The sequence below is a fragment of the Rhodoferax bucti genome (genome assembly GCF_005876985.1).
Taxonomy (GTDB): Bacteria; Pseudomonadota; Gammaproteobacteria; order Burkholderiales; family Burkholderiaceae_C; genus Allorhodoferax; species Allorhodoferax bucti.
In genome coordinates, this window is record NZ_VAHD01000001.1 from 497,721 (window position 1) to 510,696 (window position 12,976).

The 12,976-nt window shown below is 58.6% G+C and carries 8 protein-coding genes; 7 read left to right on the top strand and 1 reads right to left on the bottom strand.

The window, feature by feature from the left end; translation table 11 throughout:
- The first annotated feature begins 90 nt into the window (after positions 1 to 90).
- The 7 genes from FDM28_RS02425 (at position 91) to FDM28_RS02455 (ending at position 10,968) form a co-directional block, all read left to right on the top strand.
- The gene (locus tag FDM28_RS02425) at positions 91 to 597 is read left to right on the top strand and encodes an NUDIX hydrolase (protein WP_138512676.1); all 507 of its coding nucleotides are present in this window, start codon (positions 91 to 93) and stop codon (positions 595 to 597) included.
- Positions 598 to 678: 81 nt separating this feature from the next.
- Positions 679 to 1,803: a tRNA 2-thiouridine(34) synthase MnmA gene (gene mnmA, locus FDM28_RS02430; protein WP_138512678.1), complete on the top strand. Its 1,125-nt coding sequence runs from the start codon at positions 679 to 681 to the stop codon at positions 1,801 to 1,803.
- A gap of 129 nt (positions 1,804 to 1,932) precedes the next feature.
- Positions 1,933 to 2,256, top strand: a complete 324-nt coding sequence (locus tag FDM28_RS02435; protein WP_138512680.1) for a hypothetical protein — start codon at positions 1,933 to 1,935, stop codon at positions 2,254 to 2,256.
- Positions 2,257 to 4,449 (top strand): type I secretion system permease/ATPase, encoded by a 2,193-nt coding sequence (locus tag FDM28_RS02440; protein ID WP_138512682.1) that lies wholly within the window; start codon positions 2,257 to 2,259, stop codon positions 4,447 to 4,449.
- Entirely contained in the window at positions 4,449 to 5,867 is a 1,419-nt protein-coding gene (locus FDM28_RS02445; protein WP_138512684.1) for an HlyD family type I secretion periplasmic adaptor subunit, read from the top strand. The genes FDM28_RS02440 and FDM28_RS02445 overlap by 1 nt, the downstream gene beginning before the upstream one ends.
- Positions 5,868 to 5,932: 65 nt before the next feature.
- On the top strand, positions 5,933 to 6,502 hold the full coding sequence (locus tag FDM28_RS02450) for a helix-turn-helix transcriptional regulator (RefSeq protein WP_206021899.1): 570 nt from the start codon (positions 5,933 to 5,935) through the stop codon (positions 6,500 to 6,502).
- A 92-nt stretch (positions 6,503 to 6,594) separates the two neighbouring features.
- Complete coding sequence (locus FDM28_RS02455; RefSeq protein WP_138512688.1) at positions 6,595 to 10,968, top strand: retention module-containing protein; 4,374 nt, start codon at positions 6,595 to 6,597, stop codon at positions 10,966 to 10,968.
- Between the two features lie 79 nt (positions 10,969 to 11,047).
- Here FDM28_RS02455 and FDM28_RS02460 read toward each other — a convergent pair whose 3' ends face one another.
- Positions 11,048 to 12,976 (bottom strand): EAL domain-containing protein, encoded by a 1,929-nt coding sequence (locus FDM28_RS02460; protein ID WP_138512690.1) that lies wholly within the window; start codon positions 12,974 to 12,976, stop codon positions 11,048 to 11,050.

Consider the following 12,976-nt stretch of genomic DNA (forward strand, 5'->3'; position numbering starts at 1 on the left):
CTGTTAGCTTACATGAGTTTCCCTGCATTCCATGGGGCTAAAGTAGGCGTTGACGGCAAAGACTTTTGCATGAAATACACATAATCCAACATGACCCACCGATGGAAACCCCACGTGACCGTAGCCGCGGTGATTGAGCGGGACGGCCGTTTTTTGCTGGTAGAAGAGCGTACGGCCGAGGGCCTGCAGCTCAACAACCCCGCCGGGCACCTGGACCCCGGCGAGTCCCCGGCCGAGGGCTGCATCCGGGAGGTGCTGGAGGAAACGGCCCATCCCTTCACCCCGGAAGCGCTGGTGGGCATCTACCTGTCCCGGTCGGTACGAGAGCGCGCCCATGGGCCGGAAGACATCACCTATCTGCGTTTTGCCTTTTGCGGCGCTGCGGGCCAAGCGATTGACGGGTGGGTGCTGGACCACGGCATCGTGCGTGCCGTGTGGCTCACGCCGGACGAAGTCCGTGCCAGCCGCGATCGGCACCGCAGCCCGCTGGTGTTGCAATGCATGGAAGACTACCTGCGCGGGCAGCGCTATCCCCTGGAGCTGGTGCAGACCGATGCCAGTGTTTGGGCACCGCGAACAACGCTACCAAAATCATAGCTACTCGCGCACATTCCACGAGCGCCAAAGGCCAATTTGGCACATCAAGCAGCGCCCCCTGCGCAGGGCTAAAATTGCAGCATGAGCAAGCAACGCATCGTAGTGGGCCTGAGCGGGGGCGTGGATTCGGCCGTCACCGCGCACCTCTTGAAACAGCAGGGTCACGAGGTGGTCGGCATCTTCATGAAGAACTGGGAAGATGACGACGACAGCGAGTACTGCTCCTCCAACATCGACTTTGTAGACGCCGCCGCCGTCGCCGACGTGCTGGGCATCGAGATTGAGCACGTCAACTTTGCGGCCGAGTACCGCGACCGGGTGTTTGCCGAGTTTCTGCAGGAGTACCAAGCGGGCCGCACCCCGAACCCGGACATCCTGTGCAACGCCGAAATCAAGTTCAAGGCCTTTCTGGACCACGCCATGCGACTGGGCGCCGAAAAAATTGCCACCGGACATTACGCGCGGGTGCGCCATAACGACACAACTGCCAACTATGAGCTGCTCAAAGGCCTCGACCCGGCCAAAGACCAGAGCTACTTTTTGCACCGCCTGAACCAGGCACAGCTGTCCAAAACCCTGTTCCCCGTCGGTGAGCTGCACAAAACCGAAGTGCGCCGCATTGCGGATGAAATTGGCCTGCCCAACGCCAAAAAGAAGGACTCCACCGGTATCTGCTTTATTGGCGAGCGCCCGTTCCGGGAGTTTTTGAACCGCTACATCTCCAAAGAGCCCGGCCCCATCAAAAACCCCAAGGGCCACACCATTGGGGAGCACGTAGGTTTGTCGTTTTACACGCTGGGCCAGCGCCAAGGGCTGGGCATTGGCGGCATCAAAGCCAAAGGGGCACAACGCGGCGGCGGCGAGCACACTCCGTGGTTCGTGGCCCGCAAGGACTTGCAGAACAACACCCTGTGGGTCGTGCAAGGCCATGACCACCCATGGCTGCTCTCCGAGCGGCTGGAGGCGCTGAATGCCAGCTGGGTCGCGGGCACAGCGCCGCCTGCAGCAACCATCGCAGCCAAAACGCGCTACCGCCAATCCGACGCCCCTTGCCACATCACTTCAGTAGACGCGGACCGGTTTGCGCTGCAGTTCCCGCAAGCCCAGTGGGCCGTCACCCCCGGTCAATCGGCGGTGCTCTACGACGGGGAGGTCTGCCTGGGTGGAGGCATCATCCACCAGGCATCGGCCTTGGCAGGCACCTGAACGTGGTGGTTGCAACAAATTTTCATGGAAAACATGGCATTTTTGGCATCCGGTTTTCGCGATGCGGTGCTAGCATTCCACAGCGCAGGCGATAGGGCCTGCCCGAGTCCGGATTGAAAGTGCCCCGCCATGTTCCACGTATTGCGCAATGAGGACGGATCGATTGCTTCACTGTCCCGCGCAGAGCGGGCGGGCGGGGAGTTGCTGGGCGACGACCACCCGGATATTCAGGCCTTTCTCGGGCGCTCTGCCGGCTCCACAGGCTTTAATGAAGCCGACGCCGAGTTCGTGCGGGTTTTGGAAGACTTGATCGACACCCTGATCATCAAAAACGTGATCAGGCACACGGATTTGCCCGTGGCAGCACAACAGAAAATCAGCAAACGCAAAGGTTTGCGCAACCGCATGCAGGGCGCGCTGAATCTGCTGGGCGGCGATCAACGTATTATTTAAATGACAGAGACTTTGCCCCCTTCCGGCCCTGCCCCTTCCGCACCCAAGCCAAGCGCCTGGCGGCTTGGCGAGCACAGTACCCACTTCGACCCCCTGCTGGACAGCCTAGTGTCGATTGCCCGTGTGTATGGCATTGCTACCACCCAGGAGTCGTTGTCGGCCGGTCTGCCGCTGGAAAACAACCTGCTCACCCCTGCCCTGCTACCCCGGGCAGCGGCGCGCGCTGGCCTGACCGCCCGGATTGCGCGACGCAAGCTGAGCGATTTGCGACCTGGCCTGCTGCCCGTGATCTTGATGCTGCAAGACAAGCAGGCCTGCCTGTTGCTGGAGTGGACCGAGGACGGCCAAGCGCGTGTACGCTTTCCGGAAAGTGGCGAGTCCGGGGACGTCGTTACCCAAGAAGCCCTAGAAGCCTTGTTTGCCGGTGTTGTGTTTTTTGTGCGCCCGGTCTTCAAGTTTGACCCGCGCACACCAGCTACCGGGGAGTTGAAGTCCAAACACTGGTTCTGGAGCGTGGTGTTTCAGAACTGGCGCTTGTACCGGGACAGCCTGCTCGCAGCCTTGTTAATCAACATATTTGCGCTGGCCATGCCCATGTTTTCCATGACGGTGTATGACCGCGTGGTGCCCAACCGGGCGGAAGAAACGCTGTGGGTGCTCGCGATTGGTGTACTGCTGATGATGGTGTTTGACACCATGCTGCGCACCTTGCGCGCGTACATCCTGGACACCGCCGGCAAACGGATCGATGTGACGCTGTCCGCCCGCATCATGGAGCGCGTGCTGGGGCTGCGGATGGCCGACCGCCCTGCATCCGTGGGGTCGTTTGCCGCGAATTTGCGGGCATTTGAATCCGTACGTGACTTTGTGGCATCCGCCACCATCACCACTCTGGTCGACCTGCCGTTTGTGTTGGTGTTCTTTCTGGCACTGATCTGGATTTCGCCTTGGCTGACCTTGCCGCCCTTGGTCTGCATCATGCTGCTGCTGGTCGTGTCCCTGGTCACCCAGCGCAAGATGCAAGAACTGGTGGAGGTGTCCTCGCGGGCCACATCGCAACGCAATGCCACCTTGGTGGAAAGCCTGGTGGGCATCGAAACCATCAAGTTCATGGTGGCCGAAAGCAGCTTTCAACGGAAATGGGAGCAAAACACCATCTTTCTGGCGCAAACCAGCACCAAGCTCAAGTTGCTCTCGAATGGCACCATGAACTTTGCGCAAGCCATGCAGCAGCTGGTATCGGTGACCAGCGTGATCGTGGGCGTGTACCTGCTCATGGACAACAGAGTCAGCATGGGTGCCATCATTGCGGCCTCCATGCTGGCGGGCCGGGCGATGGCGCCTTTCGGACAGATCGCCGGACTTTTGTTGCAGTACCACAGCGCCAAAAGCGGTTTGGCCTCGGTGGACACCCACATGAAACAGCAGCCAGAGCGATCCGAGGAGTCTTCGTATCTGCATCGCTCGGGGTTTCAAGGCACGATTGAATTCAAAAATGTCAGCTTTACCTACCCGGGCCAACAACAGGCGGTGTTGAACAAGGTATCGTTCAAAATCCACGCGGGTGAAAAAGTGGCATTCATCGGGCGGGTAGGCTCGGGCAAGTCCACCATCCAACGCTTGATTCTGGGTTTGCATCAGCCCAGCGAGGGCGCCATCCTGATTGATGGCATAGATGCCCGCCAGATTGACCCGGCGGAGTTGCGGCGCGCAGCCGGCTTTGTGTCACAGGATGTGAGTTTGTTTTACGGCACCTTGAAAGAAAACATTGCACTAGGCGCCCCCTTTGCCGACGACCAGGACATTTTGGCCGCCGCAGAGATTGCGGGCGTGACCGAATTTGTTAACCGCCACCCCAAAGGTTTTGACATGACCATCGGCGAGCGGGGCGAGTCCCTCTCGGGCGGTCAGCGCCAAGCGGTCGGAATTGCCCGCGCGGTGCTCAATGACTCCCCCATGCTGTTGCTGGACGAACCCAGCAGCGCGATGGACCACCAAAGTGAAGATGCCCTCAAGAGCCGGTTGCGCCGCTTTGCAACCGGCAAAACGATGATTCTGGTCACCCACCGCACGTCGCTGTTGGAGTTGATTGACCGATTGATCGTGATCGACAACGGACAAATCGTGGCAGATGGACCCAAGGCCCAGGTGGTCGAGGCACTGCAGAGCGGCCGCATCGGGAGGGCTTCGTGATGCAAGTCGACACCCCTCCAGAAAAAACAAAACTGGCGAAGATCTGGGACAAGTTATACGCACGCAGTTCCACCGTGCTGGATCGCTTGCTACTGCTGGTCACCGGCAAGCAAAAAGAGTTGGACAGCGACTTCGATGCGAGTGCCGACTGGGCCATCGCCGAGCAAACCCCGCAAGGCGCGCGCGTTCTGGTATGGCTCAGCGCCATCACGGTTTTCGTGCTGTTGCTGTGGTCTGCCTTTGCAGAGCTGGATGAGGTCACCCGGGGCGAGGGTAAAGTCATACCCTCGCGGCAAATTCAAATTCTGCAAAGCCTGGATGGAGGCATCGTCTCCGAAATTCTCGCGCGCGAAGGTCAGATAGTAAAAACCGGCGATCTGTTGCTGAAGGTAGACCCCACGCGCATGGTGTCCTCCTTGCGGGAAAACCAATCTCAGTATCTATCCCTCCTCGCAAAAGCCGCACGCCTGCGCGCTTTGGCCGAGGGATCTCGCTTCGTACCCCCGGAAGAGGTCTTAAAACAAGCTCCGGAAATTGTGGAGCAGGAGCGTGCGCTCTACGAATCGCGCCGGGCGGAATTGGATGCAACGGTTGGCGTTGCCCGGCAACAGTCCTCCCAGCGGTCGCAAGAATTGATTTCCGTGCGCGCACGCCGCGAACAAGCAGCCCAAAGCTACACCTTGACGGCCAAAGAATTGGAGCTGACGCGCCCCCTGGTAAAAACCGGTGCGGTGTCCGATGTGGAGCTGCTGCGCTTGGAGCGCGATGTTGCCCGCTACCGCGGTGAACGGGACAGCGCGAACTCCGACATTCCACGACTGGAATCTGCCGTCGCGGAATCCAACCGAAAAATTCAAGAGGTGGAGCTCACCTTCAGGAACATCGCTCGCTCTGAATTGAGCGAAACCAATGCCAAATTGAATGCCCTGTCGGAAGGCAGCACCGCCTTGGAGGACCGGGTGAAGCAAACCGAAATCCGGTCCCCGGTAAACGGCACCGTGAAACAGCTGCGGGTGAATACTGTGGGTGGTGTTGTGCAACCGGGCAAGGATCTGATTGAACTGGTTCCCTCGGACGACGCATTGCTTCTGGAGGCCCGGGTGCTCCCCAGAGACATTGCGTTTCTCCGCCCGGGGCAGAAAGCACTGGTCAAATTCACGGCCTATGACTTTGCCGTCTACGGCGGCTTGGAGGCCACCCTGGAGCAAATTGGGGCAGACAGCGTGGTCGACGAAAAAGGCAACGCCTTCTTTGTTGTCCGGGTACGGACCTTGTCCACCACCATCGGACAACAAAAGCTGCCCATCATTCCGGGCATGGTCGCCGAAGTAGATATTTTGACTGGCAAAAAGTCTGTACTGGCTTATTTGATGAAACCCATACTGCGCGCGAAATCAAGGGCGATGTCGGAACGATGAAACGGAATGCAGCGCCATTGCTCGTCAGCAAAGACCCCGGGCTCTTGAAACATTGGAAGGCAGCTTTGCATCTCAAAGCACCTATCGAACTTCACAGTTTTTCCGCACTACAACAACTGGCACGCCGCACTAACGATGTCGTGTGGCTCGATCTCAGCGTAGGTGATGTACCGCCTTGGGACGCCCAAGACTGGGGAGAGTTACTTCGGGACAAGCACATCCGATTGGTAGCTGCCAGCTCATACCCCAAAGATGCGGACGCAATTGCCGCTCTGGATGCTGGCTGTGCAGGTTATTGCCATGCGTTTTCGGATCCGGACACGCTTCTTCAAGTCCATCAAGTCACGTCTGCGGGCCACGTATGGATCGGCCAGCACCTGATGCAGCAGCTTATTCAAGCAGCAAACCGGGCAAAACCGCAGGACATATTCCCAACTCCGTCGTGGGATGACGCATTAACGCTCCGGGAACGAGAAGTCGCCAAGTTGGCAGCACATGGCGCCTCCAACTCGACTATCGCAGAGCAGTGCGACATCACGGAACGCACCGTCAAAGCCCATCTGAGTGCAGTTTTCGAAAAACTTGGCGTGAGTGACCGCCTGCAACTGGCACTCAAAGTACACGGAATCCAGTAATCCATCACACAACCTGTACTTGAGGCCAATAGGCGAAGAGGCCGCTAATCACTACAGTGTTCAGCTAGTTTTGCTGACTTTGGAGTTTTTATATGGCCACTTCCCAAATTTCTGCCCAAGCCCGAGGCGTTGTTGTCATCCTGCAAGGTAATGCATGGGTGGTTTCCTCCGACGGTAACAAGCGTGCGATCAAGCTGGGCGATGAAATCCAGGAAGGCCAGGTTGTCCTCACGGAAGATGGCACCCGGCTGGAGTTGGCACTCCCTAATGGCAAAGAAATCAGCTTGGAATCTGGCCGGGAATTGCTGATAGATGCCAACTTGCTGGGGTTCGCACCAGAAGACGCCACCAACGCAGCACTCAAAGACCTCAACAGCGGGGCCGCCGCCATTGCACGAGTCATCGCCACCGGTGGCGATCTGTCTACCGAGCTGGAAGCCACCGCCGCGGGCCTTTCAGGTGGGGATGCCAGTGATTCGCATAGCTTTGTGCGGGTTATGCGTATCAGCGAAGGGGTGAGCCCCCTCGCGATCGACCGGGAAAACACGACTCCCACTTCAGAAACAAACACTATTAGTGGCTCGACACCGGTTATCGCAAACGGTATCTCCGCTACCGGCGGCATCACCGACAACGACCAGCCTTCCATCACCGGCGTCGAAGTCGGCAACCCCGGTGCGACCGATGACAACGTGGTCGAGGGCGCTGCCCTGGTCTACAACGTCACCCTCTCTGCCACCACCACCATTGCCTCCACCTACACCTTCGCTGTGGGCTCCGGCACTGCCACCGCTGGCACTGCCACCACCGGCGACTACAACGCCACCCCGGTTTTCTCCAACGGCGTGACCTACAACAGCACCACCGGCCAGATCACCGTCCCCGCAGGTGTCTCCTCCTTCTCCGTCACCTACTCCACCAACGATGACACCGTGGTCGACTCCGCTTCCCGCGAGACTCTGCCCCTGACCATCGGCGGCGTCTCCGCTACCGGCGGCATCACCGACAACGACCAGCCTTCCATCACCGGCGTCGAAGTCGGCAACCCCGGTGCGACCGATGACAACGTGGTCGAGGGCGCTGCCCTGGTCTACAACGTCACCCTCTCTGCCACCACCACCATTGCCTCCACCTACACCTTCGCTGTGGGCTCCGGCACTGCCACCGCTGGCACTGCCACCACCGGCGACTACAACGCCACCCCGGTTTTCTCCAACGGCGTGACCTACAACAGCACCACCGGCCAGATCACCGTCCCCGCAGGTGTCTCCTCCTTCTCCGTCACCTACTCCACCAACGATGACACCGTGGTCGACTCCGCTTCCCGCGAGACTCTGCCCCTGACCATCGGCGGCGTCTCCGCTACCGGCGGCATCACCGATAACGACCACATCAAAAATGACACGGCGACCACTGCCGAAGACAGCCCGGTCACCATCAATGTGCTGGCTAACGATTCCTTCGAAAATGCAGTTCGCACTATCACCGCCGTCAATGGCTCTGCCATCACCGACGGCGGCGCCTCTGTCGCCGTCACCAACGGCTCCGTCGCCTTGGTGGGCGGTCAGCTGGTCTTCACCCCGGCGACCAACTTCAACGGTACCGTGCCTGTTTTCACCTACACCGTCACCTCCGGCGGCGTCACCGAGATCGCTAACGTCACCGTTACCGTCACCCCTGTGAATGACGCTCCGGTCGTTACCAATGTCACCACTGCGGTATCCGAGGAAGGATTGGCAGGTGGCATAGCAGACACCACCGGCAACGTAGCGGGTGCTGACACGACGAATGCGGTGAGCGTTTCAGGCTCCATCGCCACGGATCCCGACAGCGCATTGACTGTCACACTCACCGCTCCCGGTGGGACTCTGACTTCCGGCGGCGTCAACGTCACTTGGAGCGGAACAGGCACAGAAGCGAATCCATTAATTGGATCGGCGGGTGGCGTTGAAGTCCTTCGCGCCAGTGTGAACAGCATTGGCACCTACAACATCACCCTCTCCAAACCGATTGACCATGTCACCGGCAATGGTGAAAACGTACGTACGCTGACATTTGGAGTGAATGCCAGCGACGGTGTCGCACCAGCGGCAACCGGAACGATCACACTGAATATTGAAGATGATTCACCCACTGCAGTAGCCAGCACCAAGACAGTAACGCTACCTTCCATCAACACCAATATCGAACTGATCTTGGACGTATCCGGAAGTATGGGCGACGCAGTAGGCACCTCAACACGCTTGCAGATCATGAAAGATTCCGTCGCGCTGATGCTGGATCAGTACGACAACCTGGGAGACGTCAAAGTGCGCATCGTCGCCTTCTCCAGCACAGCGACTGCAAACAGTGCAGGCTGGGTCAGCGTGGCAGACGCCAAAGCGTATGTGAACTCGTTGACTGCAAATGGCGGCACCAACTATGACGCCGCTATTTCCACGGCACAAACTGCGTGGACAACTCCCGGCAAGATGACCAACGCACAGAATGTGTCGTACTTCCTCACCGACGGCGCTCCAAACACAGGCTTTGAAATACAAACTGCAGACGAAACCATCTGGACAGACTTCCTGAACCGTAACGAAATCAACTCGTACGCTTACGGAATGGGTACAGGTGCGACGGCGGCCAACATGGATCCAATTGCCTACAACGGCATCGGTGCAGGCACAAACACTACATCGACCGTAGTGGCAGATGTAACCCAGTTGCCACCGATTTTGCGTGACTCCATTTTGGTACCCACCGGTGGTGACATCGTGACCGGTGGCTTAGGCGCAGGCTCAGGCATGGGCGCAGATGGCGGTCAATTGGCATCCGTCACGGTAAACGGTACCACTTATGCCTACAACTCGGCAGCAGGAGGAAGCATCACCACGACCGGAACCAACCGCGGCGTGTTTGATACCACCGAAAACACCATGACCATCACGACCACAGCGGGTGGTAAATTGGTCATCGACATGGACAGTGGTTTGTATACCTACACACCACCAGTTTCGACCAGCGCCACATTTAACGAGTCGATTGGCTTCTCGTTGATCGACAAAGACGGGGACTCTGCCTCCAACACCCTGACCATCACCGTCAATCCGCCTGGAACTGCGCCTGCCACCGGTATCGATACAGGGCTGAACCTGACTCTGACCACATCCACCACGGCAGTCACCACCTCCGGTCTGCATGGTGAGTTCTTCGGCTACAACGAAACCAACGGCATCTCTGGCAACAACTACCAAGCCGGCGACGCCACAGTTGGCAACGCAGACCGCGTGGCAGACCTGAACACCATCATCAACCTCCGCCAAGGCAGCACGATTGTGGGTTCCGGCACCTCTGCCAGCGCAGCTGCATCGGACGCCACCTGGAACGCCACCAACATCAACTACGGTGTGTCACCCACCGTCACTGGCAATCTGGGCACCAACCCCAACATCGTGGCGGCAGACACCGCGATCACATCCGGTGCGTTGTACAACTTCCTGGGCGCAGCGAATACAAGCAACAATGCAAGCTCCCTCAAAACGACCAGTAGCTTCGGAACCACCACCGACTCCATGCTGCGCTTTGCGGGCTCTGCTTATTTCGCCGCAGGCAACTACGACTTCCGGGTGCGTGCCGATGATGGTTTCAGCATCCGCATTGACGGTGTAACGGTTTTCGAATTCAACGACATTCAATCCCCCACCACCCGTACCTCGTCCTCCATCGCCATCGGCGAAGGACTCCACACTATTGAAATTCTTTACTGGGAACAAGGCGGGAATGCAGAGCTGCAGGTAGGCTACAAACTCAGCTCAAGCGCTACCTACTTAAACCTGAGTCTGGACAACCTGGCCATGTTCCAAAGCACGGAACTGCCTACCTTGACAGACCTGCAAGATATTGTGGAGAGCTCCACGAATGGCCAGTACGTCATCCGTACCGGACAGGAAGTCACCGGATCCGGGTCTAACGACACCATCACTGGCAGTGCAGGACGGGATCGGATTCATGGCGGCGATGGCAACGACGTCATCAACGCCGGCACAGGCGCAGACTGGATGGAAGGTGGTCGCGGCAACGACACCTTAACGGGTGGTGCTGGGTCCGACACCTTCCGTTGGCAACTGTCTGACCGGGGCATCACAGGCCAGCCTGCGGTGGACACTATCACTGACTTTGACTCGGCTGCAGCGAAATCCGGTGGAGATGTGCTCGATCTCCGTGATTTGCTACCAGACCAGCTGGGAACCAACAGCCTGGTGAACTACTTGGACTTCAACGTCACAGGTGGAAATACCGTTCTTCGAATCAGCTCTACCGGTGGTTTCACTGGTGGCACTTACAGCGCTGCAGCCACGGATCAGCAAATCGTATTCCAGGGAGTGACTAATCTTGGCGACTCTTTGGGATTGGGTACCGCTGCGACGGACGCGCAGATCATTCAAGAGTTGATCAACCGCGGCAAGCTGATCATGGATTGAGCGGACGACGAGCCCACAAAAAAAGAGCTCAAAGGCCAAGTGCCTTTGAGCTCTTTTTACTTATGCCGCACCCTGTAAATTACATAGCGGACACACCATCTTTCACCGCCGGGCCTGTCGCACCATCAAAGCCCAAAGCCCCCAAAGCATCTAACTCTTGGCGTGTAGATACGCCCTCTGCCAGCACCTGCAAGCCAATGTTGTGAGCAATCGCGCACAAGCCTTTCAAAAACGCTGCGTTGCCGGCATTGCCATCCACTCCACGCACAAAACTCGAATCCACCTTCAAGTAATCCAAGCCCAAGTCATGCAGCTGTCCGATTTGGCTGAATCGGTGGCCGAAATGCTCCAAGCCCACGCGGCAGCCCAAAGCTTTGACGCTTGGGCACAAGGCGCGGAACGCCTCTAAATGCTTGAACGCACCGTCTTCCGCCACCTCCAGCCACAACCTTTGCGACGCTGCACCGTGATGCTTCATAAGGGCCAAAAGTTTGGGCTGGAATACGGGATCTTCCAGAGAGCTTGCAGACAAGTTAATCGCCAGCCCAGGCAAATCGGGCTGGCGTGCCAGCTCCTGTAACCCCAGCTCTACCGCGGTCATATCCAGCTCTGCTGTCAGCTTCAGGCGCTCCGCTATCGGTAAAAACCGGCCGGCAGGCAGCCACTCGCCCTTCTCGTCAAACATCAGGCGCAACGGGCACTCCCGGTGAGAAAGTCGCCCTTGACTCGTCATCACCGGAAAGGAAATCAAACGCACCCACCCATGCTCCAACGCGCGCCGAATCATCACCGCCCACTGGTCTGCAGTACGGGGCAAATCATCCCCCGACTCCAGCACCGCCTCTTGCACACTGTTCGCTTGCGACGTTTCGGCTGCGGCCAAAGCGCCGTCTACCCGCGCGAGCAAACTGCCGACGTCATCGCCACGGAGGAAGCGTCCCACACCAATGCACGCGGTGGCGCCCGACTCCACGAAGGGTGCAGCCTCCCGGACCAGCGACTGCATCAACGCCTGTGCGATAGGCTGGGCATCGCTCGCGCCTGGCAGAACCAATGCGAAATCGGCACCATTCAAGCGAGCGGCCACCGCTTTGGCATGGGGCGCTGCAGCGCCTGATATCAGCTTGGCCGCCAGCCTTAACAAATCGTCCGTAGCAGATCGGCCCAAGCGCCGGTTAATCCCTGCCAAGTCCACCAGCCGGACCATGAGCAACAGCCCGCCCACCGAGTCCTCGGCATCCAACCCTTGACGCAAGCGGGCCATGAAGTGGGTGCGGTTGGCCAAGCCGGTCAACGCGTCGAAGTTGGCTTCTTGGCGGACCTGCTCCAAACGGGTCGCCTCATCGTCAAACATCGACTTCAAACGCCCTACCGTGGCATTCATCGCCACCGCTAGTTGGCGCAGTTCCGGAACTTGGGGCTCCTCCACCGTGACAAAACGGCGCTGGGTGATCGCCACCGCTTGTTCAATCACCGTGTTGAGCGGCTTGCGTAAGCGCCGGAGCACCAAACTCCCCAAGTAGCCCCCAACCAAACCGGCCAAAGAAAGTGCTAACGCCATCTCATAGGCACTCTTCCACAAGGCCCCATATGCAAAGCGGCTGTGGCTGACCAAGGTCACCGTGCCGAACTGTTTCCAGCCATTGCTGATTTGGGCCTGCCCCGGTGCGGACTGAATCGGCAGCAGGCGCACGAACCACGCAGGCGCATCCCATTCCCCCTCCGGGGCTGCCCGTTCCGAAATCACAACCCCTTTCGGATCCACGATACGCACCAGCTCATAGTGCCCGCCATCAAAAAGCGATGCGGTCACCAAATCCACCGTCACCGGGTCCGGATTGCTTTGGCTCAAAGACAGCGCCAACGCGGTCGCGTTGTCCGTGTTCTTGATCGCCAACTGCGACTCCAGATAGCTGCGCGCAGACAACAGCGATGCCAGCAGCCCCCCGCCGAGAGCCAGCAACATGCTGACAATGATGGCCAGCCACAGCTGTCGGTACATAGACAT

What these genes read in the sequence shown, in the direction of transcription:
- FDM28_RS02455 (WP_138512688.1), top strand. Translation starts at nt 6,595, where the DNA reads ATGGCCACTTCCCAAATTTCTGCCCAAGCCCGAGGCGTTGTTGTCATC.
- FDM28_RS02445 (WP_138512684.1), top strand. Translation starts at nt 4,449, where the DNA reads ATGCAAGTCGACACCCCTCCAGAAAAAACAAAACTGGCGAAGATCTGG.
- FDM28_RS02440 (WP_138512682.1), top strand. Translation starts at nt 2,257, where the DNA reads ATGACAGAGACTTTGCCCCCTTCCGGCCCTGCCCCTTCCGCACCCAAG.
- FDM28_RS02435 (WP_138512680.1), top strand. Translation starts at nt 1,933, where the DNA reads ATGTTCCACGTATTGCGCAATGAGGACGGATCGATTGCTTCACTGTCC.
- FDM28_RS02460 (WP_138512690.1), bottom strand. Translation starts at nt 12,976, where the DNA reads ATGTCTATGTACCGACAGCTGTGGCTGGCCATCATTGTCAGCATGTTG.
- mnmA (WP_138512678.1), top strand. Translation starts at nt 679, where the DNA reads ATGAGCAAGCAACGCATCGTAGTGGGCCTGAGCGGGGGCGTGGATTCG.
- FDM28_RS02425 (WP_138512676.1), top strand. Translation starts at nt 91, where the DNA reads ATGACCCACCGATGGAAACCCCACGTGACCGTAGCCGCGGTGATTGAG.